This is a genomic window from Achromobacter agilis (assembly GCF_900496965.1).
Classification (GTDB): domain Bacteria; phylum Pseudomonadota; class Gammaproteobacteria; order Burkholderiales; family Burkholderiaceae_B; genus Achromobacter; species Achromobacter agilis.
Genome location: NZ_UFQB01000014.1, coordinates 105641 through 130621 on the forward strand (window position 1 = coordinate 105641; position 24981 = coordinate 130621).

The 24981-nt window shown below is 66.1% G+C and carries 28 protein-coding genes and 1 tRNA gene; 16 read left to right on the top strand and 13 right to left on the bottom strand.

Going from position 1 to position 24981, the window contains the following annotated elements; translation table 11 throughout:
- Positions 1–10 precede the first annotated feature (10 nt).
- Both AGI3411_RS17345 and AGI3411_RS17350 read left to right on the top strand, forming a co-directional pair.
- A complete protein-coding gene (locus AGI3411_RS17345; protein WP_129528604.1) occupies positions 11–850 on the top strand; it encodes a BUD32 family EKC/KEOPS complex subunit in 840 nt (279 codons plus the stop codon).
- Positions 847–2229 carry a replicative DNA helicase gene (locus AGI3411_RS17350; RefSeq protein ID WP_129528605.1) on the top strand — a complete coding sequence of 461 codons (1383 nt, stop codon included), beginning with the start codon at positions 847–849 and terminating at the stop codon, positions 2227–2229. The genes AGI3411_RS17345 and AGI3411_RS17350 overlap by 4 nt, the downstream gene beginning before the upstream one ends.
- Before the next feature lie 27 nt (positions 2230–2256).
- On the opposite strand, the gene AGI3411_RS17355 is transcribed toward AGI3411_RS17350, so the two are convergent.
- From AGI3411_RS17355 to AGI3411_RS17375, 5 genes are all read right to left on the bottom strand, one after another.
- The gene (locus AGI3411_RS17355) at positions 2257–3234 is read right to left on the bottom strand and encodes a bile acid:sodium symporter family protein (protein ID WP_129528606.1); all 978 of its coding nucleotides are present in this window, start codon (positions 3232–3234) and stop codon (positions 2257–2259) included.
- Between the two features lie 157 nt (positions 3235–3391).
- Positions 3392–4372: a 4-hydroxythreonine-4-phosphate dehydrogenase PdxA gene (gene pdxA / locus AGI3411_RS17360; protein WP_129528607.1), complete on the bottom strand. Its 981-nt coding sequence runs from the start codon at positions 4370–4372 to the stop codon at positions 3392–3394.
- A gap of 63 nt (positions 4373–4435) precedes the next feature.
- Positions 4436–4744, bottom strand: a complete 309-nt coding sequence (locus AGI3411_RS17365) for a hypothetical protein (RefSeq protein ID WP_129528608.1) — start codon at positions 4742–4744, stop codon at positions 4436–4438.
- 42 nt (positions 4745–4786) lie between these two features.
- Positions 4787–5245 (bottom strand): Lrp/AsnC family transcriptional regulator, encoded by a 459-nt coding sequence (locus AGI3411_RS17370; protein WP_008164247.1) that lies wholly within the window; start codon positions 5243–5245, stop codon positions 4787–4789.
- Between the two features lie 74 nt (positions 5246–5319).
- Positions 5320–5925 (bottom strand): hypothetical protein, encoded by a 606-nt coding sequence (locus tag AGI3411_RS17375; RefSeq protein ID WP_129528609.1) that lies wholly within the window; start codon positions 5923–5925, stop codon positions 5320–5322.
- A gap of 172 nt (positions 5926–6097) precedes the next feature.
- Between AGI3411_RS17375 and AGI3411_RS17380 the strand changes: the two genes are divergently transcribed.
- Complete coding sequence (locus AGI3411_RS17380) at positions 6098–6343, top strand: hypothetical protein (protein ID WP_129528610.1); 246 nt, start codon at positions 6098–6100, stop codon at positions 6341–6343.
- A 238-nt stretch (positions 6344–6581) separates the two neighbouring features.
- On the top strand, positions 6582–6815 hold the full coding sequence (locus tag AGI3411_RS17385; protein ID WP_129528611.1) for a hypothetical protein: 234 nt from the start codon (positions 6582–6584) through the stop codon (positions 6813–6815).
- Between the two features lie 25 nt (positions 6816–6840).
- On the opposite strand, the gene AGI3411_RS17390 is transcribed toward AGI3411_RS17385, so the two are convergent.
- Positions 6841–7404: a DedA family protein gene (locus AGI3411_RS17390; protein WP_129528612.1), complete on the bottom strand. Its 564-nt coding sequence runs from the start codon at positions 7402–7404 to the stop codon at positions 6841–6843.
- The gene (locus AGI3411_RS17395) at positions 7401–8843 is read right to left on the bottom strand and encodes an aminotransferase-like domain-containing protein (protein WP_129528613.1); all 1443 of its coding nucleotides are present in this window, start codon (positions 8841–8843) and stop codon (positions 7401–7403) included. Before AGI3411_RS17395 ends, AGI3411_RS17390 begins: the two co-directional genes overlap by 4 nt.
- Before the next feature lie 169 nt (positions 8844–9012).
- On the opposite strand from AGI3411_RS17395, the gene AGI3411_RS17400 reads away from it, so the two are divergent.
- From AGI3411_RS17400 to AGI3411_RS17415, 4 genes are all read left to right on the top strand, one after another.
- A complete protein-coding gene (locus AGI3411_RS17400; RefSeq protein WP_129528614.1) occupies positions 9013–9393 on the top strand; it encodes a hypothetical protein in 381 nt (126 codons plus the stop codon).
- 20 nt (positions 9394–9413) lie between these two features.
- Positions 9414–9490 (top strand) — tRNA-Met (locus AGI3411_RS17405).
- Between the two features lie 393 nt (positions 9491–9883).
- A complete protein-coding gene (locus AGI3411_RS17410; RefSeq protein WP_129528615.1) occupies positions 9884–10228 on the top strand; it encodes a hypothetical protein in 345 nt (114 codons plus the stop codon).
- Between the two features lie 305 nt (positions 10229–10533).
- Positions 10534–11814, top strand: coding sequence for a TIGR03862 family flavoprotein (locus AGI3411_RS17415; RefSeq protein ID WP_129528616.1), 1281 nt, complete (start codon positions 10534–10536; stop codon positions 11812–11814).
- Here AGI3411_RS17415 and AGI3411_RS17420 read toward each other — a convergent pair.
- Both AGI3411_RS17420 and AGI3411_RS17425 read right to left on the bottom strand, forming a co-directional pair.
- Positions 11796–12200 (bottom strand): hypothetical protein, encoded by a 405-nt coding sequence (locus AGI3411_RS17420; RefSeq protein ID WP_129528617.1) that lies wholly within the window; start codon positions 12198–12200, stop codon positions 11796–11798. The two genes, AGI3411_RS17415 and AGI3411_RS17420, sit on opposite strands and share 19 nt — an antisense overlap.
- A gap of 63 nt (positions 12201–12263) precedes the next feature.
- Positions 12264–12533 (bottom strand): hypothetical protein, encoded by a 270-nt coding sequence (locus AGI3411_RS17425; protein WP_244240376.1) that lies wholly within the window; start codon positions 12531–12533, stop codon positions 12264–12266.
- A gap of 206 nt (positions 12534–12739) precedes the next feature.
- Here AGI3411_RS17425 and AGI3411_RS17430 point away from each other — a divergent pair, with 206 nt between their 5' ends.
- From AGI3411_RS17430 to AGI3411_RS17450, 5 genes are all read left to right on the top strand, one after another.
- Complete coding sequence (locus AGI3411_RS17430; RefSeq protein ID WP_042792633.1) at positions 12740–12871, top strand: entericidin A/B family lipoprotein; 132 nt, start codon at positions 12740–12742, stop codon at positions 12869–12871.
- 231 nt (positions 12872–13102) lie between these two features.
- Positions 13103–13534, top strand: coding sequence for a BPTD_2524 family lipoprotein (locus tag AGI3411_RS17435; protein WP_129528619.1), 432 nt, complete (start codon positions 13103–13105; stop codon positions 13532–13534).
- 3 nt (positions 13535–13537) lie between these two features.
- Positions 13538–13954, top strand: a complete 417-nt coding sequence (locus AGI3411_RS17440) for a hypothetical protein (RefSeq protein WP_129528620.1) — start codon at positions 13538–13540, stop codon at positions 13952–13954.
- Between the two features lie 96 nt (positions 13955–14050).
- Entirely contained in the window at positions 14051–15343 is a 1293-nt protein-coding gene (locus AGI3411_RS17445) for an aspartate carbamoyltransferase (protein ID WP_129528621.1), read from the top strand.
- A gap of 147 nt (positions 15344–15490) precedes the next feature.
- Positions 15491–16927, top strand: coding sequence for a diguanylate cyclase (locus AGI3411_RS17450; RefSeq protein ID WP_129528622.1), 1437 nt, complete (start codon positions 15491–15493; stop codon positions 16925–16927).
- A 68-nt stretch (positions 16928–16995) separates the two neighbouring features.
- Here AGI3411_RS17450 and AGI3411_RS17455 read toward each other — a convergent pair whose 3' ends face one another.
- Positions 16996–17895 carry a recombination-associated protein RdgC gene (locus AGI3411_RS17455; RefSeq protein WP_129528623.1) on the bottom strand — a complete coding sequence of 300 codons (900 nt, stop codon included), beginning with the start codon at positions 17893–17895 and terminating at the stop codon, positions 16996–16998.
- A 150-nt stretch (positions 17896–18045) separates the two neighbouring features.
- On the opposite strand from AGI3411_RS17455, the gene AGI3411_RS17460 reads away from it, so the two are divergent.
- Complete coding sequence (locus tag AGI3411_RS17460) at positions 18046–18255, top strand: hypothetical protein (RefSeq protein ID WP_129528624.1); 210 nt, start codon at positions 18046–18048, stop codon at positions 18253–18255.
- 482 nt (positions 18256–18737) lie between these two features.
- On the opposite strand, the gene AGI3411_RS17465 is transcribed toward AGI3411_RS17460, so the two are convergent.
- The 3 genes from AGI3411_RS17465 to AGI3411_RS17475 form a co-directional block, all read right to left on the bottom strand.
- Entirely contained in the window at positions 18738–20399 is a 1662-nt protein-coding gene (locus AGI3411_RS17465; protein WP_165359199.1) for an MFS transporter, read from the bottom strand.
- 198 nt (positions 20400–20597) lie between these two features.
- Positions 20598–21974: a sensor histidine kinase gene (locus AGI3411_RS17470; protein ID WP_129528655.1), complete on the bottom strand. Its 1377-nt coding sequence runs from the start codon at positions 21972–21974 to the stop codon at positions 20598–20600.
- A 115-nt stretch (positions 21975–22089) separates the two neighbouring features.
- Positions 22090–22779: a response regulator transcription factor gene (locus tag AGI3411_RS17475; RefSeq protein ID WP_062684519.1), complete on the bottom strand. Its 690-nt coding sequence runs from the start codon at positions 22777–22779 to the stop codon at positions 22090–22092.
- 304 nt (positions 22780–23083) lie between these two features.
- On the opposite strand from AGI3411_RS17475, the gene recA reads away from it, so the two are divergent.
- A complete protein-coding gene (recA, locus tag AGI3411_RS17480; RefSeq protein ID WP_129528626.1) occupies positions 23084–24145 on the top strand; it encodes a recombinase RecA in 1062 nt (353 codons plus the stop codon).
- 128 nt (positions 24146–24273) lie between these two features.
- A complete protein-coding gene (gene recX, locus AGI3411_RS17485) occupies positions 24274–24975 on the top strand; it encodes a recombination regulator RecX (RefSeq protein ID WP_129528627.1) in 702 nt (233 codons plus the stop codon).
- Positions 24976–24981 lie beyond the last annotated feature (6 nt).

Here is a 24981-nt window from a genome sequence, read left to right on the forward strand (position 1 = left end):
AGAGGCCTCCTTGACCCAGCCACCCGTTCATCACAACGCCCCTCCCGGCTTGCGAGCCTGGCTCGACAGCGTGGACGCGTCGCGTGAACCGTCGGTGCGGGATGTGACGATAGATGGCGTGCGCTGCATCATCAAGCGGCGCCGTCCGAGCATCGGCCGCGGCGTCAGCTATGTCATGCGCTATGCGCGCGCCCTGTTCCTGGGCATGGGCTGCAAGCTGTTCCTGGGTGAATTCCCGCGTCCCGGCGTGCTGCTGCGCAACGGCCTTGCGCACGAGTCGCAGCGGCTCGACCAGTTGCTGAAGGCGGGCAGCCGCGTCCCCGAGGTTTGGTGGCAGGAGCAAGGCCTGCTCGTGCTGGAGTACGTGGGCGAGGACCTGGCAGACCTGATCCGCAACGAAGATTCGACCTCGAAGCTGTGGCTGGCCCGCGCGGCCGCGGCCGACCTGGCCGCTTTTCATGCCCGGGGCATGTGGCACGGCGGCGCGCAGATCCGGAACGTCACACTGCAGGACGGCGAGCTGTGGCGCATCGATTTCGAAGAGAACATCGGCTCGACCCTGTCGCGTCCGCTCGCTCAGGCCTATGATCTGTTCCAGATGCTGGCCTCCCTGGCGTCCCTGCGCAAATTGCCGGACGACCAGGCCCGGACGCTGGGTAAACTGGCGCTCGACGTTTACTTCGAGCACAACCCCGATCCCGAGGTCAAGGCCCGCCTCACGCGCCTGGCGCGGCTCCTGTGCAGCACCGCCGCGCCCTTGCGCGCCGTGCTGGGGCGCGTGCCTTCGCGCGATATCCAAGGGTTCTTCCGCGTCGCGGACATCCTGCAGCCGTTACTATTGAAGCCATGAATACACCTGCCGATCCCCAGCTCGAATACCTGCGCGTTCCCCCCCATTCCATCGAGGCGGAACAATCGGTTCTGGGCGGCCTGCTGCTCGATAACGCGGCCTGGGACCGCATCGCCGACGTGCTGGTGGAAGAAGACTTCTACCGCCACGACCACCGGCTGATCTGGCACCATATCGCCCGCCTGATCGGGCTGGCGCGCCCGGCCGACGTCATCACCGTCCACGAATCGCTGGTCAGCGCCGGCAAGGTCGAGGATTCCGGCGGCCTGGCCTATCTGAACGCGCTGGCGCACAACACGCCCTCGGCGGCCAACATCCGCCGCTACGGCGAGATCGTGCGCGAGCGCGCCATGCTGCGCAAGCTGGTGTCGATCGCCGACGAGATCTCCGCGGCGGCCATGAATCCGCAGGGCAAGGAAGCGCGCCAACTGCTGGACGAGGCCGAATCCAAGGTGTTCCAGATCGCCCAGGAGGGCGCGCGCGGCGCCGCGGGCTTCCAGGAGATCCAGCCGCTGCTCACGCAGGTGGTCGAGCGCATCGACGAGCTGTACCACCGCGAAAGCACGTCCGACGTGACGGGCGTGCCCACCGGGTTCACCGACCTGGACAAGATGACGTCCGGCATGCAGGGCGGCGACCTGATCATCGTGGCCGGCCGCCCGTCCATGGGCAAGACCTCTTTTTCCATGAACATCGGCGAGCACGTGGCCATCGAGGAAGGGCTGCCCGTAGCGGTGTTCTCCATGGAAATGGGCGCCGTGCAGCTGGCCATGCGTATGCTGGGCTCGGTCGGCCTGCTGGACCAGCACCGCATGCGTACCGGTAAGCTCATCGCCGAGGACTGGCCGCGCGTGACCCATGCGGTGCAGCTAATGCAGGACGCCCAGGTCTACATCGACGAATCCCCGGCGCTCAGCCCCATGGAAGTGCGCGCCCGCGCGCGCCGCCTGGCGCGACAGTGCGGCCAGCTCGGCCTGATCATCATCGACTACCTGCAGCTCATGTCGGGCAACGGCTCGGGCGAGAACCGGGCCACCGAAGTGTCGGAAATCAGCCGCTCGCTCAAGGGCCTGGCCAAGGAGCTCAACTGCCCGCTGATCGCGCTGTCGCAGCTGAACCGAAGCCTGGAGCAGCGTCCGAACAAGCGGCCCGTGATGAGCGACCTGCGGGAATCCGGCGCCATCGAACAGGACGCGGACGTGATCCTCTTCATCTATCGCGACGAGGTCTACAACCCCGATTCGCCGGACAAGGGCACCGCCGAGATCATCATCGGCAAGCAGCGTAACGGCCCGATCGGTTCGGTGCGCCTGACCTTCCAGGGGTCGAGCACGCGCTTCTTGAATTTCTCGGGCGCGCAGCCGCGGGACATGTACTGACCGACAGGGCTCGGTGCCAGGCACTAATCAGCTATCGCTATCCGGCCGCTTGCCGAAGCGCGCGGCCAGCACGCCGCAGACCATCAGCTGGATCTGGTGGAACAGCATCAGGGGCAGCACGATCGCACCGACGGCGTGGCCGGCGAACAGCACCTGCGCCATCGGGATGCCGCTGGCCAGGCTTTTCTTCGAACCGCAGAAAAGCAGAGTGATGCGGTCTTCGACGTTGAAACCCAGCGCCTTGCCGGCCAGGGCCGACAGGCCCAGCGCCAGGGCCAGGATCACGGCGCAGCACACGACCAGCCCCAGCAGGGCGGGGATGGGCGTGGAGCTCCATAGCCCTTCGTTGATGGCTTCGGAGAAGGCCGTGTAGACCACCAGCAGGATGGAGCCCTGGTCGACGAACTTCAGCATGGCTTTACGCTTGTGGACCCAGGCGCCGATCCAGCGGCGGGCGAACTGGCCCAGCACGAAGGGCAGCAGCAGCTGCAGCATGATCTTGCCGACGGCATCGAATGAGATCGGCGCGCTGCCCGCGTTGGCCACGACCGTGCCCACCAGCAGGGGCGTCAGGAAGATGCCCAGCAGGCTGGAAGCGGAAGCGCTGCACACGGCGGCTGGCACGTTCCCGCGGGCCATCGAGGTGAAGGCGATGGCCGATTGCACGGTGGCCGGCAGGCAGCACAGGAACAGGATGCCCAGGTAGAGCTCGGGCGTGACCAGCGGCTCCAGCACCGGCTTGAGCGCCAGGCCCAGCAGGGGAAACATCAGGAAGGTTGCCGAGAAGATGGTCAGGTGCAGCTTCCAGTGCGTCAGGCCGGCGATGATCGCTTCGCGGGACAGCCGCGCCCCGTGCAGGAAAAACAGCAGGCCGACCGCGATGTTGGTGATCCATCCGAATACGACCACGCCTTGCCCATGGGCGGGCAGGATGCTGGCGATGATGACGGTGCAGATCAGGTAGAGGGTGAAGCGGTCGGGAAGAAGGCGGACAAGGCGTGACATTGGAGGATCAGGGGACGGACGAAAAGCGCCGCGGGGCGCTGGAAACGGGGCGTATTGTAGACCCGGGGCGGCGCGGATTCCTGACGGGCAGGTGTCGGCCCCGCGCAAAGGCCCGGTCACGGGGGCGGATATCGATGTGGATGCGGCGCGGCCGCGTTCAGGGAGTCATTGCCAGCGCGAGGTCGAACGCCGCCACGAGCGAGGCGTGGTCGGCCACGCCCTTGCCGGCGATGTCGAACGCCGTGCCGTGGTCAACGCTGGTGCGCACGAAAGGCAACCCCACCGTTACGTTCACGCCGTGGTCCAACCCCAGGTACTTCACCGGGATGAGGCCTTGGTCGTGGTACTGCGCCACCACGATGTCGAACTCGCCGCGCCGGGCGCGCATGAAGATCGTGTCGCCGGGCCAGGGGCCGCTGGCGTCCATGCCTTGCGCGCGCGCGGCGGCGACGGCGGGTTCGATGATGTCGATGTCCTCGCGGCCGAACTTCCCGCCTTCGCCGGCATGCGGGTTCAGGCCCGCGACCGCGATCCGGGGGTGCGCGATGCCCATCTGCCTGCAGGCCCTGTCGGCCAGCCGCAAGGCCGTCATTTCGGCTTCCGGCGTGATGCGCGCGATCACGTCGGCCAGCGCGACGTGTATGGTCACGAGCAATACGCGCAACTCGTCGTTGGCGAGCATCATTGCGAAGTCGCGCGTGGCCGAACGTTCTGCCAGGATTTCCGTGTGGCCGGGGTAGTCGATGCCGGCGGCGTGCATGGATTTCTTGTTCAGCGGCGCGGTAACGATCGCGCGGATGCGGCCTTCCTGGGCATCGTCGATGGCCGCGCAAACGTAGTCGTAGGCGGCGCGCCCGGCGGCCGCGTTGATCTGCCCAAGCGGCAGGTCGGGGGGCAGGGCGGGGCTGCACGCGATGACGTCGATATGCCCCGCGTCGGCGCTGGCCTGGCCGACGTCGGCGATTTCGTTCACCGTCAGCCTGGCGCCCAGTTGGGCCGCGGCGCGGCGCAGCGCGCCTGCGTCGCCATACACCACGCAAGGCGCGCTCAGGCCCTGCGCGCAGGCTTTGACGACGATTTCGGGGCCGATGCCGGCGGCATCGCCCATGGTGATTCCCACGGGCAGGGAGGTGTTCACGGTGCTTGGTATCGGGGTTGCGATGCCGATAATGCTACACCCGTTCGCGGGCGCCGCCCGGCGTTACTGCTTGTCTTCCTTCGGCGGTTCGATGGCGCCGCATTCGAAGGTGACCGTGGCGCGCTTGGAGCCCAGGCCGGTTGCGTGATTGGAGGTGATCTTCGGCTTCTGCAGCTTGCGTCCGCTGGATTTGCAATATTGTTCGGCGCGCTGCAGCGTCTGATTCTTGATCTCGACCCAGGTCAGCAGCTGCGTGCCTGAACTGTAGGTGACGCTGTAGGTGTCCTTGCCGACGGAGGTGACCTCGCTCATGCTGGAACAGGCGGCCAGAAGGGTGAGCACGGCGGCGGCGGGGGCAAGACGAGCAAGCATGGAGGGTCCTGGAATCGCGATAACCATCATTACACCATCATTTCACGGCGCGCCGACGGCGCTGCGGCGGTCCACCTTGCGGCTGAGGACGATGGAGGTCTGGGTCTGCTTGACGCCATCGATGAGGCCGATGCGGTCGAGCAGCTCGTCGAGCTGCTCATGGGTTTCGCACCGCAGGAAGATCAGGTAGTCGTAGGGGCCGCTGACGGACGACACTTCCTCGACTTCGGGCATTTTCTCGAGTTCGCGGATCACGGCGGCCGGCGTCTTGGGCAGCACGCTGATGAAGCAATAGGCGCGCACCGCGGCTTCTTCCAGCAGGCGCCCCAGGCGCACGCCGTAGCCGGCCACGATGTGTTCGCGTTCCAGCCGGGCGATGCGCGCCACCACCGTGGTGCGGGCCAGCCCGAGCTTGCGCGCCAGGATGGCGGCGGGCTCGCGCGCATTGGCTTGCAGCAGGCTGAGCAGTTGCCGGTCGATGGCGTCGAGTCTTTCGTTCATGCGTTGGGCGGCGCAGGGCGCAAGGAGGGCGATTGCCGACGGTACAGGCCCCGGCCCGCCCGCGTCAACACGCCTTAACCATCCGATTCGGGCGGAATGCCGCCCTGGTAGATGCGTCCGTCGAACTCGAAGCGGGTGATGGTCTTGCGCGCGGCATCGAAGATGCGGTCGCGGCTCGCGGCGTCCAGGCCGTCGTGGTCGGCGAAGCTGAAGCGGCAGAGATCGATATCACTGTCGTAGAAGGCCGAGTGCACGAAACGGCTGACGTCGAGCTCATGCGCGAAATGCGCGAATTCGCGCAGTTGTTCCATTTCGTGGAATGAGCCATTGCGGCTGACCAGCAGCATGCCGAACTTGCGCTCTTCGTCCGCGGTGGGTTCCGGGGCGGGCGGCGTGTCGGCGGCTTGCGGTTCCGCGTAGTCGAAGCGGGCGCCGAACTCGTGCATGGCGGCCAGCACGCGCTGCCATGCGTCTTCGTCCAGGGCGAGGCGGGCCGCCACGAAGAACAGGCGCTGCCGGCCCAGCGAGCGCGGCTCGGGGCCGCCGATATAGCTGGACCAGGGCGCGGCCGCGTCCAGCCCGGCCAGCTCCGTCATGCGCGCGTCGCTGTATCCCAGCCTGTCCTGCAGGCGTCGCAGGGACTGGGCATCCGGGGGAACATAGTTCTGGATCGTCTTCATGAGCGCGCTCCGTTGTGTTCCGGGCGCCGCGGAACAGGGGCGGCGGCGTGCGCCGGAGCACCCTTGCGGCTACGCTTTCATGCTAGCGCGCCACGCCGGGCTTGCCTAGCGCCGGCCAGCGGGGAGGGCGTGCTAGGATTTGCGCCGACTTTCATTGCCAGGAGGCTTACCCATGGACATCCAGGAACAAATTGCCGTCATCGTGCACACCATTTCGCACCAGGGCGGCCGTATCGACGCGCTGAATTCGACCCTGCTGTCGATGCTGCATCTGGTCAAGGCGTCGCCCGGCCTGCGCGAGGCGATCGAGGCCCAGCTGGAACAGAACTACTCCAGCCTGCTGGCTCGCTCCGAGAATCCGCAGTACGTGGCGGGGTTCGAGAGTGTGCGCGACATGATCACCGCGGCCTTGAAGTAGGCGCGAGTAGGCGCGGCAACGCGGGGAAGTTACCCACAACTTCTGTGGACAAGCCTTGGGATAGCGCGGGCATAGCTGCGTAAATTCCTTTGAATACAAAGGCTTGCCCGGGGCGCTCAAAGGCGGCTCCCTGCGCGCATTGCCGCAGCACGAGACAGCGATCGTCAAGAGGCGCCCAAGCCGGGTAATATGCGCCCCCATGCGGAATCAGTATTCATTGGAATGCCGGGACGGATCGATGGCGGTACGCGTTTCGGAAGCAGCAAAGCTGGCGGCATTCGACCCCGGCAAACTTTCGCCCGCGGCGCGCGAAAGCTGGGAGCGCATGGGCCATGGCTTTAAGGCCTGGCACGACTTCGACCAGCGCCATCCCATCCTGCGCCGCCTGGCGCGCTTGCCGTTGATAGGCACCTGGTACCGCAAGGCTCGGCGCCGCCATGTGCTGCGGGCCAACGGCGAACTGGTGTTCTGACGCGGCCCGCGCAGGCGGCCCGCGTTTACTTCCTGCGCCTGGCGTACAGGTGGTACGCCAGCCAGATGGCCGCGCCGATTGCAGCCGCCGCCCCCAGCTTGGTTTCGACCCCATGCAGGCGGCCGAGCATGGATTCGATCGTCTGCCCGAACGCATAGCCCAGCGCGCTGAAACACACCGCCCAGATGGCGGCCGCGATGGCATTGAGCACGAGGAACCGCAACGGCGATACGCGCGATACGCCCAGCGCTACCGGACCGACCGTGCGCAGCCCGTAGAGAAAGCGCAAGGCCAGGATGAAACTGTGAGGATAGCGGTCGACCAGCGCCAGCGCCTTGCCGAAGGCGGGCTGCTCGCGGATCCGCCTGACGTAGCGGCGGTCGCGATAGCGCCGCCCCAGATAGAACAGCAACTGGTCGGCCGCGAATGAACCGGCGAACGCGCACAGCATGACGTCGGGTAGGTGCAGCAGACGCTGGTGCGCCAGGAACCCCGCAAGCACCACCACGCTTTCGCCTTCCAGGAAGGTGCCGGCCAGCACCGCCCACAGGCCGTAGTCGACAATGAACTGATGCAGCGCCGGGTTCATTTCTTCGGCCGTTCGGCCACGATGCGCGCCAGCGTCTGCAGGGCCTGGGTGATGTCGGGCGTGGTGCGCTGGCCGCAGCTGATGCGCAGGAAGTGGTCGTAGCGGGTGCCGTTCGAGAACATGGAGCCCGGCGCCACCCGGATGCCTTCGCGCAGGGCGGTCTCGAAGACGTCCATGCCCGAGCGGCCGCCGGGCATTTCGACCCATAGCAGCATGCCTCCCTGCGGCACGCTCAAGCGGGTGCCCGGCGGGAAATGCGCGGCGATGGTTTCGGCGGTCTGGTCGCGCTGGGCCTTCAGGTGCCGGCGCAGCCGCGACAGGTGCCGGTCGTAGGCGCGGGATCCCATGAATTCCGCCACGGCGATCTGCGCGAGCGGTTCGTTGGGCCGGCTCTGGGCGAATTTCAGCATGGCGATGCGGGCCTTCCAGCGACCGCCGATCAACCAGCCCAGGCGCATGCCCGGGGCCAGCGTCTTGTGCATGGATGAACAGTAGATGACGTTGCCGGTCGCGTCCCAGGACTTGGCGGCGGGCAGCGGCGTGTCGTCATCGGTCAGCGCGCCATAGGTGTCGTCCTCGATCAGCGGCACTTGCTGGCGTTCGCACAGCGCTACCAGGCGGGCCTTCTCCGCCTCGGGCATGACGCAGCCCAGGGGATTCTGGAAATTGGGCACCACGACCACGGCGCGGATGTTGCCGTGCGTCTGGAAGGCCAGGTCCAGCGCCTCGATCGACAAGCCGTGCTGAGGGCTGGTCGGGATCTCCAGTGCCCGCATGCCCAGGCTTTCCAGGACTTGCAGCAGGCCGAAGTAGGCGGGGGACTCGACGGCGATGGTGTCTCCCGGGCGGGCCACGGCGCGCAACGCCAGGTTCAGGGCCTCGATGCAGCCGTGCGTGACGATGACGTCGTCGGGCGTTGCATTGATACCGTTGGCCAGCGCCCGGCGCGCGAGCACGGTACGCAGTTCCGGATGGCCCTGCGGGGGGACGGAGCTGACCAGCACCTGCGGCGACTGGCGCAGGGCGCGCGTCATCGCCTGCTTGAGCGCTTCCATGGGATAGGCCTCGGGCACCGCCGCGGCCAGCGCGAAGTTGGCGCTGACCGGATGCGCCTCGCACTTGGCCACGAAGTCCGACACCCGGTCGTGGATGCCCACGTACTGCGCGGCGCCCAGTGTCTGCCGGATGTCGGGCTCGCCGACGGGCGGAATGCTGCTGCGCCGCGGCTTCAGGACGAAGTATCCGGAGCGGGGGCGGGCTTCGATCAGCCCGTCGTCTTCCAGCTGGCGGCAGGCCTGCAGCGCGGTGGAGAGACTGACGTGATGGGTGCGCACCAGCGTGCGCACGGAGGGCATGCGCTGCGCCGGCGCCAGGACACCCGCCTGGATGGCGCGCCGGTAGTGGTTGGCCAGGCGTAGGTAGAGCGGTTGCGGATCCATGTGCCGATCATGCTCCCCGAGGTTGGAATGTAGGTAGGCACAGATCAGGGCAAAGTACACCATAACAGCCAGGAAATCGAGGATCTGCATCGGTACAGAAATCGAAATTGTGTGGCTGTTGCGCATAGCAGGGCGCGCGTAGCCTGTGGTTGTCCGACAGGAGATGACCATGAATCCGAATTTCGCCCCCGATGCCCAGACGCGCCGCCTGGTGCTGGCCGCCGGCGCCAGCCGCCAACTCGTCCTGCGCGCCGGCGCTACCGTCGTCTGCGTCGATGGCAGCGTGCGTATCGACGAACCGGTGACCGGCCCGGAAGCCGCGGGCGGCCTGCCTGGCCCGGTATCGGTGCGCGTCAATGCGGGCGAGGGGCACGGCCTGGCCTACGGAGGCGTGGCGCGGGTCACGGCTATCGGGCACGCGGAGGTGCTCTGCCTGGAGCGGCCGGGCCTGGCAGGCCGGTTATTGCGCCGGGCGACCGCATTTTTCGGCCTTGCAGATGCCGGAAACCGAAAAAATTCCCTGGGTGCGCTGCACAAGATTTCAAAATGATGTATGATTCACACATCAGACGCGGGGTGGAGCAGTCTGGCAGCTCGTCGGGCTCATAACCCGAAGGTCGTAGGTTCAAATCCTGCCCCCGCAACCAGTTTCAAGCAGGACCCGGATATCCGGGCGGCGCACCAAAACGCGCCACTCCTCGAAAGAAGCCGCGATCATGTCGCGGCTTTTTTTTTACCTTTTGCCGCCGGGGGCCCCAAGGCAAAAAAAGCGCCCTCTCGGGGGGGGGGGGCAGCAAGCCGAAGGCGCGGCGTGGGGGCACCTTTTTGCCGCCGGGCCGCCCCAAGGCAAAAAAGCGCCCCCTTGGGGGGCAGCAAGCCGAAGGCGCGGCGTGGGGGCACCTTTTCTCCACCTTTCCCTTGCCTTGGGTCAAATCTTTGTTCCAGCCCGGGCTTTCCCGGGTGCGCCGTGGCCGCACAGGGGGTCGGCCCTGCGCTACGATGGGTCACGCGCGCTAGGTTGCCGCATTCGAGGAGGGTCCATGGGAACAGCAAAATACGATCATCCCGGTTACGTTGCCGACACCGGCGCTGAAGGCAGGTACCACGTCGGCATCTGGTGCCCCCACGGCTATCCCGCCCATATCCATATCGGCCGCCCCGCCGAGAGCGGCGATCCCCAGGCGCTGCTGCGGCTGCGCATCCCGGACGGTGTTTTCCAGTCCCTGCCTGATGATCCCGAGACTCTGTGCCGCCGCGCGCTTGGCCAGGCGCTGGATGCGGGGCTGCTGCGTTCGGTCTCGGTAGATGGCGAGTACCAGGAGCTGCGTTTCCAGCTTGACGCCGAACCTTGGTCGGGGCCGATGCAGGCAGCGATCCGCGCCTAGGGCTGATCCCAGGCAGATGCAAAAAGGGGCATGCTGTGGGCCTTCCAAGGCGAAGTTGCCCACAGGGATTGTGGACAAGCCTTGGGATAGTCCTTGTGCATGTCCGCTTTCTCCCGAGATAACAAGGACTTGGCGGAAACGCTCAATAAACGCCCTGCGGGGCGTTTGTTGCGTCCAGGCTCTGCATGGCCGTGCTGTGCGACAATTCTTGCCCGCGCCGCGTCCTCTCCAGCTTTCCCTCCCGATTCTTCTTCCATGCACCGTGCTTCGCCTGTCCCTCCCGTCAGCCTGAAGGCGCCGGCGCCATGAGCCCGACCGTCAAGCGCGTCGCCGTCATCGGCGGCGGTCCGGCCGGCCTGATGGCCGCGGAATGGCTGAGCGGACACGCCGTGCAGGTGGACGTGTTCGACGCGATGCCCTCGGTCGGCCGCAAATTCCTGATGGCTGGGCGGGGCGGCTTGAACCTGACCCACAGCGAGCCCGCCGGGCCGTTCCTGGCCCGCTATGGCACCCGAGCGGCGCAGGTGGCGCGGTGGCTGGAGGCGCTGGACGCCGGCGGCCTGAGAGACTGGGCGCACGGGCTCGGCATTCAGACGTTCGTGGGCTCGTCCGGACGCGTGTTCCCCGAGGAAATGAAAGCGGCGCCGCTGCTGCGGGCCTGGCTTGCCCGGCTGCGCGCCCGCGGCGTTCGGCTGCACATGCGGCACCGCTGGCTGGGATGGCCGGCCGATGCCAGGCCTTGCGCCGCCGCGCTGCGGTTCGATTCGCCCGAGGGCGAGCAGGCGTATGCCGCCGCCGATGCCGTGATCCTGGCGCTGGGCGGCGGAAGCTGGGCCAAGCTGGGATCGGACGGCGCCTGGATGGCGAGCCTGCGGGCGCATGGCATCGAGGTGGCGCCGTTGCGTCCGGCCAATTGCGGCTTCGACGTGGCCTGGTCGGATCATTTTCGCGAGCGCAACGCGGGGCTGCCCGTAAAGTCCGTGGCCATGGCCTGCGAAACGGCCGCGGGCCAAAGACTGGCCCGGCAGGGCGAGTTCGTCATTTCAGAGTCCGGCGTCGAAGGCAGCCTGGTCTATGCGCTGTCGGCGCCCTTGCGCGACCAGATCGAAGCCAGCGGCGAGGCGACTGCCGTGCTGGATCTGCTGCCGGACTGGCCCCAGGAAAAGGTAATGGCGGCGGTGACGCATCCGCGCGGCGCGCGTTCGATGTCCAGCCATCTACAGAGCCGCCTTGGGCTGAAGGGCGTCAAGGCGGGGCTGCTGCGCGAATGCGCGGCGGTGGAGGATTTCCGCGATCCGGCCCGTCTCGGTTTGCGGATCAAGGCCCTGCCGTTGAAGCTGGTGCGGCCCCGTCCGATCGACGAGGCAATCAGCACCGCGGGCGGGGTGCATTTCGATGCCTTGTCGCCCGGACTGATGTTGCGCGCGGCGCCCGGTGTCTTTTGCGCGGGCGAGATGCTGGATTGGGAGGCGCCGACCGGCGGCTACCTATTGACGGCGTGCATGGCGAGCGGGGCCGTCGCGGCCTTGGGTATCATGGATTTCCTGGCCGCGGGCCAGGCCCGGGATCAGGAGCTCGACGGGTAGGGCGTCAGGCCCGCAGGCGCGCGCGGCGCCAGGTCGCCGACCACGTGGCCCACCACCGGTGGGCCGCCCTCGGGCTGCGTGATGATGCCGATCACCCGGGTAATGGCGCTGGCCGGGATGCTGGTGCCCTGGGCCGGATCCTGTACCAATTGCCAGATGGCGGCCTCTTCCGTGCCGGATTCCTCGTCGGCCGCGTGTGTCGCGTCCAGGCAGCTGCGGGCAAAAGAAGACCAGTCCGCCGCGCTGCAGGGCAGGCCATGCGTGGTGGCCAGGCGCGCCAACGCCTGGGGCGCGTCAGCTTGGCTAGCGGCGTGCTGGGCGGCGGCGCCCAGCGTGACATCCAGCGACAGCAATCGGAGAAACTCTACGACATTGTCGGTATTCATTATGGGTCTCCTGCTATAGCTATTCTGGTCTTGATCCTGCTGCTGGGCACGGTATGCGGCGCTTCAGCCGGCCTGGCCCAGCATCGACACTAATGCCTGTTTCAGGCGCGCCGAAAAAATCGGTACCGTATGGGATACGCCATTGCGGTCCACGCCCTCTTTGAGTTCGACAGACTGCCCAAGGAAAATATCCGGCGCGGCGCCGATTTCGTTATATCGGGCGAGCAGTTCGTTCACCTCGCGCTGGGCGTCGGCCAGCGTGCTGCTGTCCGCGAGCTTGCCGGCAGCGTGGGCCTGCAGAATTCGGTGCAGATCGTCGATGAACAGCGCCAAAGCCGCTTGTCCGCGGCATTGAGGCTGTTCCCAGCCCCAGCCTTGAGGAGAGGAAGCGGCGCCCTGCGATACATGTTTCTTGATCATTTGCGCATCCTAATCCATTGCCGGCAATTTCGCGACAGGCGCGGATGGAGGGTGATGCTCAAACTGGGGCCTTTGCGTTATGCTGGATTCCGCCCTTTCCGGCCAGACAGGAGATGTTCATGAAAAATAAGGTCTTTCTCGTCATGCTGCTTTCGATCGCCGCGCTATCGGCGGGCTGCAACACTGTTGCGGGCGCCGGCAAGGACATCCAGCGAGGCGGGGAAAAGATAGAAGGCGCCGCCACCAAGTAGGCGCGCCCCGTCAGCCGCGACCCCGGCCAAAGGCCGCACGTGAAATGCTCCAGCATTTCCCGCGCGGCTTTTTTTTGCCGCCGGGCCGCCCCAAGGCCAAAACGCCCCCTTTGGGGGCAGCAAGCCGAAGGCGCGGCTGCCGCCTGCCCGTGTTGCGCGGTGCGCGAAGCGAGGGCGCGTTTTAGGCTGGGGCATAATCTCGGAAATCCGAATCTTGAAGCGGGAAGTGTCATGCGCAAGTCTGTGTGGGTGGGAATGGCGGTCGTGACTTTGTTGGTCGGCTGCGCGAGCAGAGGGGTCTACGAGTCCGATGCCGTCGTGAAGGAGACCTTCAGCGTCAATACCAACTACGAGGCCGCGTTCCGCCGCGCGGGCGAGTACGTGCGCGTCTGCCATGTCCAGGTGCAGCACGCCTACAACGTGGCCTATGCCTGGCGCCACGTGAAGGGCGAAAAGGGCGCGCCGGACGAGGTGCAACTCTATAAAGTGACGGAGCCGGCCAAGGTGCTGGAGCTGATCTCCGCCGAAACCGATACCCCATCCACCTCCAAGGTAACCGTCACGGTGCTGGGCGAGGGCCAGTGGGACGCGGCCGAGATCGCCGCCGCCAAGGCGTCCATCCAGAGCGCCACGCCCATGTGCCGCAAGGGTGCCGAAGGCTGATCCATGGATGCCCGCTCCCAGCAGATCCGCGCCAGCGCCATGTCGTTTTCGCTGCTGGTCGGGGCGTTCCGCTTCCTGGGCTGGCTGAACGGCGGGGCCGCGCTGGTCCTGACGGGGTTTTCACTCGGCATCGTGGGCGGGGACATCGCCGCGCCCGATCTGCAACTACCGCTGGAGCTGCTGCTTGCCGGTCTGCTGGCGAGCTGCGTGGGGGCGCTGTTTGCCTACCTGGCCCAGGTCAGCCTGTTGCGCCAAGGCTACAGCGGACACCTGACGCGCGCCCATTGGCCGGCGCAGTTGCTGGCCATGCTTTGCTACCTGCTGAGCGCGCTGGCCTTCTGCGCGGCCTGCTGGCTGGCCGCTGGGCAGGCGCTGGCGGATCCTCCCCAGATGACGGCCTATGTGGGCCGTTATTTTTGAGGGTAAACCCGTGTGCGCAAAAATGTTGGACTTGCATTTGTGTTGGGAATAATATGCGCACTGCGTATATAAATCCTCCTCTTTTTGGGGCCCGTCATGACCATCTCCCAGCAAGCCTTCCTGCGCGACGCCATGCGGCGCCTGAACCTGACGCGTGACGTTTTCGCCACCCGCATCGGCGTCAAGCGCCGGGCATTGGATACCTGGCTGCTGCCCGAGGGGTCGCAGGAGTTCCGGGCGATGCCGGAAGTGGTGCAGCGCTTCGTCAGCGAAATCGTGCAGAACGGCGTTTTGCTGGAAAAATATACGCAAAGCGTACAAGAAGGCCCGCTGCGTGACCGCATTGCCGTAGAAGGCAAGCATCAACTGCTGTCGGTGGACCAGTTCACCCGCGAGTCCGTCGAGGACCTGTTCCGCGTGGCCGACATGATGCAGCCGATCGCGCGCCGCCAGAAAGTCTCGCGTGTGCTGGAAGGCGCCGTGCTGGGCAACCTGTTTTTCGAGGCCAGCACGCGTACCCGAGTGAGCTTCGGTTCTGCATTCTGCCGCCTGGGCGGCTCGGTGTGCGACACCACGGGCTTCACGTTTTCGTCCATGGCCAAGGGCGAATCCATCTACGACACCAGCCGCGTCATGAGTGGCTACGTGGATGCCATGGTCATCCGCCATCCGGACCAGGGCTCGGTTGCCGAGTTCGCCCGCGCCACCAACATCCCTGTGGTCAACGGTGGAGACGGCCCTGGCGAACACCCCAGCCAGGCCTTGCTGGACCTGTACACGATCCTCACCGAGTTCTCGCGCCTGGGCAAGCTGCTGGATGGCGCCCACATCGCCATGGTCGGCGACCTGAAGTACGGCCGCACGGTGCATTCGCTCATCAAGCTGATGGCGCTGTACAAGAACGTGAAGTTCTCGTTGGTGTCGCCCAAGGGCCTGGAGATGCCGTCCTACATCATCGAGCAGGCCAGCCGCAACGGTAACGTGATCGAGCAGAAGAGTTCGCTGGCCGAAGGGCTGGCCGGCGCGGACGTGATCTACGCGACGCGCGTGCAGAAAGAGCGCTTCGCCAACGAAGAGAACGAGGGCTACACGCCGGACTTTCAGATCAATCGCGCCATCATCGACGCCTACTGCAGCCCCGAGACCATCGTGATGCATCCGCTGCCGCGCGACAGCCGCCCCGGCGCGAACGACCTGAGCGTCGACCTGAACCACGATCCGCGTCTGGCGATCTTCCGCCAGACGGACAATGGCATTCCCATCCGCATGGCGATCTTCGCGGTGCTGCTGGGCGTGGAAGGGTTGGTCCAGCATTCGTTGCGCGACGTGACGTGGCAGCATCCGTCCCATGTCGGACCGGACGATTCGACCTTCCACGGCCTGGATTGAACGCTGCATCGGGCCGAATACCCCCTGCCGCGGCGCCGCCTGGCCCGCCTGGGCAGGGGTTTTCAAGCATAATCCGCGCTAGCTTTTCCTGTCGCTTGTCGCGTGTCGTTTTCTCGACGCGCCCTGGAGCCTTCGGGCGGATTATCTATGTCTTCAAGCAGTCTTGGCATCCCGTCTTCTCCTGACCGGTCCGATGATGCGCCCGGCCTGGCGTGCTACCTGAGCGCGTCCAACGAGCAGGCCTGGGAAGCGGTCTACCAGTCTGTCGACGCCTATACCCGCGGCCAGGTCGCGGCGGTGGTGGCCGATAGCGTGTCGCAATTGGTGGATATGTTCTATTCCGTCTTGCTGGCCGATGCCGAGGCGGGGCCGCGCCTGTCGCACGAAATCGTGGCCACCCGGCTGCACAGCGGCATGACCCGCTGGCTCAAGGGGCTGCTGTGCGTGCGCGATCAGGGCGACATCAGCGCTCTGATGTCCACCCAGAAAAAAGTGGGCGAGGTACATGCCCGCGTCCATATCCCCATGCACCTGGTGATGGCCGGCGCCCGCATCCTGAAGAACGAGATCGCCCAGCGCCTGCGCGCCAGCGACCTGGACGGCATGGCCGCCTCCGTCGCCACGCAGTACGTATGCAATCTGTTCGATCTGGCCGTCGAGCAGATGAGCCGCGCGTTCATGCGCGACATCAGCCGCGGCGCCCGCAACGACGAAGCCTACCGGCTCTTTGCCCTTGGGCAGAACATTTCCACCGAACGCGAGCGGCAGCGCGCGGCGTTGCTGGAATGGAGCCAGGCCGTGCTGATCGGCCTGCATTACCGCGCGCCAGGGCAGGCCTTGCCGCGCCTGGCGGCGTCCGAGTTCGGCCTGTGGCTGCAGCACAAGGGCGGCGCGATGTTCGAAAGCGCGCCGGCCCTGCAGCAGATCACCGAAGCGGTCGCGCGGCTGGACCAGGATGTGTTGCCCCGGCTGATGCGGGACGAAACGCCGGGCCAGGCGTCCTCCATGCCCGACCACGTGCGCGAATTGCAGGAGCTGGTGGCGCGCATCAAGCATCTGCTCAATGGCCTGTTCGACATGGTGGCCGAGATCGAGAGCGGCAGCGACCCGCTGACCAACGTGCTGAACCGCCGGTTCCTGCCGTCGGTGATCGGCCGCGAGATTTCCATTGCGCGCCGGCAGCGCAGCGAGTTTTCCGTGGTGCTGCTGGACATCGACCATTTCAAGGCCGTCAACGACGAACACGGCCACGCCGGCGGCGACCAGGTGCTGCGCCAGTTCGCGGAGGTGCTGCACCAGTCGTGCCGGTCGAGCGATTTCGTGTTCCGTTATGGCGGAGAGGAGTTCCTGGTGGTGCTGGTGGACGCCGGGCGGGAAGCGGCGCTGGCCGCGGCGGAGAAGCTGGGCGCCGAGATCCGCCGCCACCTGTTCACCGTTGCCGAGGCCGGCCCGCTGCACATCACGGCCAGCATCGGTGTCGCGACGTTCGACGGCCACCCGGACTACGCCTATCTCATCGACCGTGCCGACAAGGCGCTCTACCGGGCCAAGCAAGCGGGCCGGGACCGCTGCGAGACCGCATAGAAAACGCCCCCGAGGGGGCGTTTTCATTGGGCTGGACGGGGCAGGGCGCATGCCTTGCCGCCAGGGCCTTACACCTTCTTTTCGCCGCCCAGCGCGTCGACCAGCTCGGCCATCATTTTGGCCACTTCGCCCGTCATCAGCATCATGTCGGAATCGAACTTCTCGTCGTCGTTGGCTGCCACGCCTTCGTTGCCTTCCTTCAGCACGTCCAGGGGCGCCACGCGCTTGATGTCCAGGCCTTCGGTCAGCACGAACGAAATGCGGTCGGCCCAGGTCATGGCCAGGCGGGTGCACTGCTTGCCGGACTGGATGTGGCGGCGCACGTCGTCGGCGTCGATGGAATGCTTGACGTAGCGGATGGCCGCGCCGCTTTCTCCCGAGGAACGCAGTTCGGTGTCCTGGTCGATGGAAAAGTTGACGGGGGCTTCGTCTTCGGCCAGCCAGCCGGTCATCGCCGACGCGGGCGATTGCGCCACGTACAGGTTCTCGAGGGGGAAGGGGTCGATGCACTTGGCCAGCAGACCGATGACTTCGTCGGCCTTGGCCGAGGCGGCGGCATCGACGACGAGCCAGTGGTTCTGCGTGTCGATCCACACCCGGGTGTCGCGGTACACGCTGAAGGCGCGCGGCAGGAGCTCGTCCGTGACGCGTTCCTTGATTTCCTTCATCTGCTTGCGGCCCGGCTTGTAGCCTTGCTGCTCTTCGATCTCCTGGGCGCGCGCCTTGGCGACCTGGTTCACGACGGTGCCCGGCAGGAGCTTCTTTTCAGCGCGCAGGCTGAGCAGGATCTGGCCATTGATCACATGGGCCAGTCCGCCGTTTTCACGCGGCGGAACCCAGCCCAGGCTTTGCATTTCCAGGTTGTTGCCGGCTTGGTAGGCATGCCGCGCCAGCGTTTCTTCAAGCTGGTCGCCGATCAGCGTCCACGGCGAGGAGAGGCGATAAATCTTGAGATTCTTGAACCACATGAGCGTCGGCCAAAAGGGGAGATTCTATACGACGCGGGCACATTGCCGAAGTGCGGCAATACGACAGCGGGCTGCGACACCTTCTGTCACTGACATCGGCCGGCCTATGCGCTAATGTCCGCGGCAGCAATGTCGAATTGGAGATAACAAATGAAGATCATTGGCGTCATCCTGATCGTCCTGGGCATCGCCGCCCTGGCCTACAAAGGCTTCAACTACAAATCCGAGGAGACCGTGCTGCAGATCGGATCGGTGAAGGCCACCGCCGAAACCGAGAAGTCGGTGGCGATCCCGGCCTGGGCCGGCATCGCGGCCATCGTGGCGGGCGTGGTTGCGATCGGCGTGGGCATGCGCCGCTGATTGCAGCGAAGCGCCGGGGCCGCTGGCCGGCCGATGAATGGCGACTGCGTTGCGGTCGCCATTTTGCGTCCGGGGTCCGAAAAAAAAAAGCGGCCCGGCTCAATAAAGGCCGGGCCGGTACGGGAGCACACAATACCGCGTCATAAAAGGCTCGCGGGGAACGCGGTATCGGTGTCAGAACACTGGCCCTGCAATCTTCCGACAGGGGGATCAATCGTCGGCTGATCTGGCGCAAGACCGTAATCTGAGCGCTCAGTCTAATGTCGGCGGTCTGACATGGTCCTGAATCGGCGAAATACGTCGAATCTGCCATCCGCGCACCGTCAATCTCCTCGGCCGCCAAGGCGGGACAGCCGCCCTTGGGGGGGCAGCAAGCGTGCGCAGCACGCGCAGCGTGGGGGGCTCACATAAAAAAAAAGCTCCATAAGGAGCTTTGAAGGGCCGGGCGGGCGCAGCAGTCCCGTCCGGCGGGGGATGGACGTTCAGGCGTTGATGTCGTTGTCCTTGGTTTCACGCACGAACAGCGTGCCGATGACGAGAGTCATGACCGCGATGATGATCGGATACCACAAGCCGTCGTAGATGTTGCCGGTTGCGGCAACCACCGCGAAGGCCACCGGGGGCAGGAAGCCGCCGAACCAACCGTTGCCGATGTGGTAGGGCAGGCTCATCGACGTGTAGCGGATGCGCGTCGGGAACATTTCCACCAGCATGGCGGCGATCGGGCCGTACACCATGGTGACGTAGATGACCAGGATGGTCAGCAGCGCGACGACCATGACGTTGTTGGTCTGCGCCGGATCGGCCTTGGCGGGATAGCCGTGGCTGCGGATCGCGCTGGTCAGCGACTTGTCCAGTTCCGCGACCTTGGCCTTGAAATCGGCCGCCGGCATCGTCTTGCCGTCGAACGAGGCGAACTCGTCATTGCCGATCTTGACCTTGGCGACCGAGCCTGCCGGCGCGGCTTCGTTCTTGTAGTTCACCGAGTTGCGGGCCATGAACGACTTGACCACGTCGCAGGAGCTGGTGAACGACGAAGTGCCCACGGGGTTGAACTGGAACGAGCAGGTGGCCGGATCGGCGATCACGGTGACCGGCGCCGAGGCCTGCGCCTTTTCCAGCGCGGGGTTGGCAAAGTGCGTGAGACCTTGGAAGATCGGGAAGTAGGTGACCGCGGCGATCAGGCAGCCCGCCATAATGATGGGCTTGCGGCCGATCCTGTCCGACAGCGCGCCGAAGATCACGAAGAACGGCGTGCCGATCAGCAGCGCGACCGCGATCATGATGTTGGCGGTGTTCGCGTCGACCTTCAGGGTCTGCGTCAGGAAGAACAGGGCGTAGAACTGGCCGGTGTACCAGACCACGGCCTGGCCGGCAGTCAGGCCCAGCAAGGCCAGGATCACGACCTTCAGGTTTTTCCATTGGCCGAAGGATTCGGTGATCGGCGCCTTGGAGCCCTTGCCTTCTTCCTTCATGCGCTTGAAGGTCGGCGATTCGCTCAGTTGCAGGCGGATCCACACCGAGATGCCCAGCAGGACGACCGAGATCAGGAACGGAATGCGCCAGCCCCAGGCCTTGAAGTCGTCTTCGCCCATGAACGTGCGGATGCCGAGGATGACCAGCAGCGACAGGAACAGGCCCAGCGTTGCGGTGGTCTGGATCCAGGACGTGTAGAAACCGCGGCGGCCATGCGGCGCGTGCTCGGCGACGTAGGTCGCGGCGCCGCCGTATTCGCCGCCCAGCGCCAGCCCTTGCAGCAGGCGCAGGCCGATCAGGATGGCCGGCGCCGCCAGGCCGATGCTGGCATAGCTGGGCAAGACCCCGACGAGGAAGGTCGACAGGCCCATGATCACGATCGTGACCAGGAAGGTGTACTTGCGTCCGACGAGGTCGCCCAGGCGGCCGAACACCAGCGCGCCGAAGGGCCGCACCGCGAAACCGGCCGCGAAGGCCAGCAGCGCGAAGATGAAGCCCGCGGTGGGGTTCACGCCCGAGAAAAAGTGTTGCGCGATGATGGCTGCGAGCGAGCCGTAGAGATAGAAGTCGTACCACTCGAAAACCGTGCCCAGGGACGACGCAAAGATGACGCGGCGCTCATCCTTGGTCATCGGGCGCGGACCCGCGGAGGGGCCGCGGCCTGCCATGGTTGTTGTGCTCATGATGTCTCCTCGTTTTTGTTGCCGGCGGTGGTCCGCCGTGCACCGCCCTCCGCCGGCGACACCGACATCGAGAGCTATACGCAACATTGGGGGGCGAGGCTGACGAGGTTCTGACGGGATCCTTACTTGAATCTTAAAATTGAAACTATATGTTTCATTCCCTAGGGGGCGCTAGGGATAGTCCTAGCTGTCCTGCAAGGAAGCTGATTCCGTGTAGAGAGGAAAAACAACACGGACGCGCATGCCGGGCAAGGACGAATGCGCGGTGGGGTGGTCGTGGATTTCGACGCTGGCCTGGTGCTTCTGCGCTATCTCGCGCACGATGGCCAGCCCCAGGCCGCTGCCATCGGACATCGTGCCCAGCACGCGGTAGAAGCGGTCGAACACGCGTTCGCGCTCATCGGGCGGGATGCCGGGGCCGGAGTCTTCCACCTCGAGTACGGCGTGCCCGCGCAGGGCCTGCACGCGCACCGTGATGTGGCCGCCGCGCGGCGTGTACCGCAGCGCGTTGTCGACCAGGTTGTTGAGGAGCTCGGCCAGCAGCAGGGGATTGCCATTGATCTCCACCGGGGCGTCCGCGCCTTCGAAGCCCAGGTCGGTGCTGAGCGACAGCGCTTGCGGCACCCAGTGCATGGCCTGCTCGTAGGCGATGGCGTTGAGGTCCGTGCGGGCCAGTCCGATGGCGCTGGGGTTCTCGGCGCGGGCCAGCAGGAGCAGTTGGTTCACGAGGCGCGTGGCGCGTTCCGAGCCGGTCACGAGCTGGCGCAGGCTGGACTGCATTTCCTCGGGGCTGGCGTCCCGCAAGGCCAGCTCGGCCTGGGTCCGCAGGCCGGCCAGCGGCGTTTTCAGCTGGTGCGCCGCGTCCGCGACGAAGCGGCGCTGCGCCTGCACGTTGGAAGAAAGCCGGTCCAGCAGATCGTTCATCGCGGCCACCAGCGGCGCGATCTCGGACGGCGCGGCGCGCTCGTCGATGGGGGAGAGGTCGTCGGGCCGGCGCGCGCGCAGGCGCTGCTGCAGCGCGTTCAGGGGGGCGACCCCGCGCGACAGCCCGAACCACACCAGCAGCACGGCGACGGGCAGCACCACGAACTGCGGAATGATCACGCCCTTGATGATGTCGTTGGCCAGCTGGGTGCGTTTTTCGACCGTTTCGGCGGCGATCAGCAAGGCGGGTTGGGTGTTCGGCAGGTGCAGGTCGACCCAGGTGAATGCCAGCCGGACGCCGAAACCGCGCAGGGTAGCGTCCTCGTACTGCACTTCGCCGGGCTGGGGCTGGCCCACGGAGGAAGGCAGGGGCAGGGCCCGGTCGCCGCCCAGGTATTCGCCGCGGCTGCCCAGCGCCAGCCAGAAGACGCTGTCGGTTTCATCGGCGTGCAGCACGTCGCGCGCCGCGTCGGACATTTTCAGCACGGCGCGCCCGTCCTGCGCGTGGACCTGGCGGGTGAGCACGTGGAGATTGTTGGCCAGCGCGCGGTCGTAGGGCACGTTGGCGATGTTCTGCGCGACCACGTAGGTGATGGCGACGCTCATGGGCCACAGGAGGAACAGCGGCGCCAGCATCCAGTCCAGGATCTCGCCCAGCAGAGAACGCTGCGGCGGCGCGAAGCTCGGTCCCTTGGAACCAGCTTGCATGACATCCAGTGCTTCCTGATTGAGCGCTTCCGGATGCGCGGGGTCAGCTTGCGAGGTACGCCGCACCCTGGTCCCGCTCAAGACAGTAGCCCAGGCCGCGCACGGTCACGATCTTCACGCCGCTGGGCTCGAGCTTCTTGCGAAGGCGGTGCACATAGACCTCGATGGCGTTGGTGCTGACTTCCTCGCCCCATTCGCAGAGGTGGTCGACGAGCTGGGTCTTGCTGACCATGCGGCCGCTGCGGGTCAGGAGGATTTCGAGCAGGCTGACTTCGCGGGCCGACAGGTCCAGCGTCTGGTCGTCCACCATGGCCACGCGGCCCGTCTGGTCGAACAGGAGCCGGCCGTGCTTGAGCAGGGTCGCGCCGCCGCCGGCGCCGCGCCGCGTCAGCGCCCGCACGCGGGCTTCGAGCTCCGACAGGGCGAAGGGCTTGGCCATGTAGTCGTCCGCGCCCAGATCCAGGCCCTTGACGCGCTGTTCGATGCTGTCGGCGGCCGTCAGGATGAGGACGGGCAGGGCGGAATTGCGGGCGCGCAGGCGGCGCAGCACTTCCAGGCCGGCCAGCTGCGGCAGGCCGAGGTCCAGGATGAGCAGGTCGAAGGCCTGGGCCGCCAGGGCCGAATCGGCCGCAAGCCCGTCGCGCACGGCATCCACGGCGTAGCCATTGTGGCGCAACGAGCGGGACAGGCCGTCGGCCAGGATGCTGTCGTCTTCGGCGATCAGGATACGCATGGGCTACAGTAGGAGAAAATCCCGCGCCGCGCGCGCCATGCGCGCTTGCCGCCCCTGAGGGACGCGCTACGGCTGGGGACGGTCCGGCGGCGGTACGGGGACGAAACGCCGGGCTCGCCTGGGATTCTGGCATATGGCGCCCGGCTTGCCACTCAGGGTATACGTGCAAAACATTGGCACACTGGGTTTTTGTACAGTACAATCCGATGCCATAATCTGATCCGTAGCTCAAAGCACCCGCCAGAACGGCCTGCCAGACCCGCAACTCCCTTCGACACCAGATACGTTACAGACAGGACTCTACATGGACGACAAAACCACCAAGGCCGCCGCATCGGAAAAGGCCAAGGCGCTTGCCGCCGCGCTTTCGCAGATCGAAAAGCAGTTCGGCAAGGGCTCGATCATGCGCTACGGCGACAACGAGGTCTCGCACGACATCCAGGTGGTTTCCACGGGGTCGCTCGGGCTGGACATCGCGCTGGGCGTCGGCGGCCTGCCCCGCGGCCGCGTGGTCGAGATCTATGGTCCGGAATCCTCGGGCAAGACCACGCTCACGCTGCAGGTCATCGCCGAAATGCAGAAAATCGGCGGCACCTGCGCGTTCGTCGACGCCGAACACGCCCTGGATGTGCAATACGCCTCCAAGCTGGGGGTCAACCTCACCGATCTGCTGATCTCGCAACCGGATACGGGCGAGCAGGCGCTGGAAATCACCGACGCGCTGGTGCGCTCGGGTTCCGTTGACCTCATCGTCGTCGACTCGGTGGCCGCCCTGGTGCCCAAGGCCGAAATCGAAGGCGAGATGGGCGATTCGCTGCCCGGCCTGCAAGCCCGCCTGATGAGCCAGGCGCTGCGCAAGCTGACCGCCACCATCAAGAAGACCAACTGCATGGTCATCTTCATCAACCAGATCCGCATGAAGATCGGCGTGATGTTCGGCAACCCCGAAACCACCACCGGCGGCAATGCGCTCAAGTTCTACGCGTCCGTGCGTCTGGACATCCGCCGCATCGGCTCGATCAAGAAGGGCGACGAAGTCGTCGGCAACGAAACCCGCGTCAAGGTCGTGAAGAACAAGGTTGCGCCGCCGTTCAAGCAGGCCGAGTTCGACATCATGTACGGCGCCGGCATTTCGCGCGAAGGCGAGATCATCGACCTGGGCGTGGCCGCCAATGTGGTGGACAAGTCCGGCGCGTGGTACAGCTACAACGGCAATCGCATCGGCCAGGGCAAGGACAATGTCCGCGAGTACCTGAAAGAGCACAAGGAAATGGCCATCGAGATCGAGAACCGCGTGCGCGAGAACCAGGGCATCGTCAGCCGTGCGGCCGAATTCGTGCCCACGGCGGAAGATACCGCCGAATAATCCCTTCGGCTGGCGGGCCCGCGGCGCAACGGCGCAGCTGGCCCGCGCAGCGCTTCCGGGCCAGGCCAGGAAACTTGCGGCAGGCGCCAGGACGGGCCTGCCGTTATGCATAGCAAAGCAGGAAACGCATGAGCTGGAAACCGCCCCTCGCGTCAGCTGACCGTCTTCGCGCCAAGCTCGATGACGAGTTCGAAACCGTCGCCAGGCCCCAGGGCCTGCGACGCACGTCGGACGCCCGGCGCGAGCAGGACGAGCCCGCCTCCGATCCGCAGGGAGCGTGGCGGCGCAGCTCCGAGGAGCGTGCCGCCGGCCGTGGCCGCCGGGCCGCCGCCGAAGCCGCGCAGGGTCCAGAGGGCAGCGAGGGCGCCGAAGCCGGCAAGCCCGCCCGCAAGGGCCCGTCGCTGAAGATGCGCGCCGTGGGCTATCTGTCGCGGCGCGAGCACGCCCGCGGCGAACTGGCCCGCAAGCTGGCCGCCCATGCCGAGGATCCGTCTGAGGTCGAAGCCGTGCTCGACGCCCTCGAAAAAGAAGGCTGGTTGTCCAACGAGCGTTTCGCGCAGGGCCTGGTGCATCGGCGTGCATCGCGCCAGGGCACGGCGCGCATTGTCCAGGAGCTGCGCCAGCATGGTGTGGACGACAACCAGGTCGCCGAACTGCGCGACCAGTTGCGGGCCACCGAATACGACCGCGCGCTGGAGGTCTGGAAGAAGCGCTTCCACGCCAGGCCGGAAGACCGCGCGGCCTATGCCAAGCAAGCCCGTTTCCTGGCCAGCCGCGGCTTCGCGCACGACGTGATCCGCCGCATCCTGGGCGAAGGCGACGAAGACTGAGCGCGC

Bases quoted from the DNA above. Each gene is read 5' to 3' on its own strand.
- AGI3411_RS17350 (WP_129528605.1), top strand. From the start codon at position 847: ATGAATACACCTGCCGATCCCCAGCTCGAATACCTGCGCGTTCCCCCC.
- AGI3411_RS17355 (WP_129528606.1), bottom strand. From the start codon at position 3,234: ATGTCACGCCTTGTCCGCCTTCTTCCCGACCGCTTCACCCTCTACCTG.
- AGI3411_RS17365 (WP_129528608.1), bottom strand. From the start codon at position 4,744: ATGCTTGCTCGTCTTGCCCCCGCCGCCGCCGTGCTCACCCTTCTGGCC.
- AGI3411_RS17370 (WP_008164247.1), bottom strand. From the start codon at position 5,245: ATGAACGAAAGACTCGACGCCATCGACCGGCAACTGCTCAGCCTGCTG.
- AGI3411_RS17375 (WP_129528609.1), bottom strand. From the start codon at position 5,925: ATGAAGACGATCCAGAACTATGTTCCCCCGGATGCCCAGTCCCTGCGA.
- AGI3411_RS17380 (WP_129528610.1), top strand. From the start codon at position 6,098: ATGGACATCCAGGAACAAATTGCCGTCATCGTGCACACCATTTCGCAC.
- AGI3411_RS17385 (WP_129528611.1), top strand. From the start codon at position 6,582: ATGGCGGTACGCGTTTCGGAAGCAGCAAAGCTGGCGGCATTCGACCCC.
- AGI3411_RS17390 (WP_129528612.1), bottom strand. From the start codon at position 7,404: ATGAACCCGGCGCTGCATCAGTTCATTGTCGACTACGGCCTGTGGGCG.
- AGI3411_RS17395 (WP_129528613.1), bottom strand. From the start codon at position 8,843: ATGGATCCGCAACCGCTCTACCTACGCCTGGCCAACCACTACCGGCGC.
- AGI3411_RS17400 (WP_129528614.1), top strand. From the start codon at position 9,013: ATGAATCCGAATTTCGCCCCCGATGCCCAGACGCGCCGCCTGGTGCTG.
- AGI3411_RS17410 (WP_129528615.1), top strand. From the start codon at position 9,884: ATGGGAACAGCAAAATACGATCATCCCGGTTACGTTGCCGACACCGGC.
- AGI3411_RS17415 (WP_129528616.1), top strand. From the start codon at position 10,534: ATGAGCCCGACCGTCAAGCGCGTCGCCGTCATCGGCGGCGGTCCGGCC.
- AGI3411_RS17420 (WP_129528617.1), bottom strand. From the start codon at position 12,200: ATGAATACCGACAATGTCGTAGAGTTTCTCCGATTGCTGTCGCTGGAT.
- AGI3411_RS17430 (WP_042792633.1), top strand. From the start codon at position 12,740: ATGAAAAATAAGGTCTTTCTCGTCATGCTGCTTTCGATCGCCGCGCTA.
- AGI3411_RS17435 (WP_129528619.1), top strand. From the start codon at position 13,103: ATGCGCAAGTCTGTGTGGGTGGGAATGGCGGTCGTGACTTTGTTGGTC.
- AGI3411_RS17440 (WP_129528620.1), top strand. From the start codon at position 13,538: ATGGATGCCCGCTCCCAGCAGATCCGCGCCAGCGCCATGTCGTTTTCG.
- AGI3411_RS17445 (WP_129528621.1), top strand. From the start codon at position 14,051: ATGACCATCTCCCAGCAAGCCTTCCTGCGCGACGCCATGCGGCGCCTG.
- AGI3411_RS17450 (WP_129528622.1), top strand. From the start codon at position 15,491: ATGTCTTCAAGCAGTCTTGGCATCCCGTCTTCTCCTGACCGGTCCGAT.
- AGI3411_RS17455 (WP_129528623.1), bottom strand. From the start codon at position 17,895: ATGTGGTTCAAGAATCTCAAGATTTATCGCCTCTCCTCGCCGTGGACG.
- AGI3411_RS17460 (WP_129528624.1), top strand. From the start codon at position 18,046: ATGAAGATCATTGGCGTCATCCTGATCGTCCTGGGCATCGCCGCCCTG.
- AGI3411_RS17465 (WP_165359199.1), bottom strand. From the start codon at position 20,399: ATGGCAGGCCGCGGCCCCTCCGCGGGTCCGCGCCCGATGACCAAGGAT.
- AGI3411_RS17470 (WP_129528655.1), bottom strand. From the start codon at position 21,974: ATGCTGGCGCCGCTGTTCCTCCTGTGGCCCATGAGCGTCGCCATCACC.
- AGI3411_RS17475 (WP_062684519.1), bottom strand. From the start codon at position 22,779: ATGCGTATCCTGATCGCCGAAGACGACAGCATCCTGGCCGACGGCCTG.
- recA (WP_129528626.1), top strand. From the start codon at position 23,084: ATGGACGACAAAACCACCAAGGCCGCCGCATCGGAAAAGGCCAAGGCG.
- recX (WP_129528627.1), top strand. From the start codon at position 24,274: ATGAGCTGGAAACCGCCCCTCGCGTCAGCTGACCGTCTTCGCGCCAAG.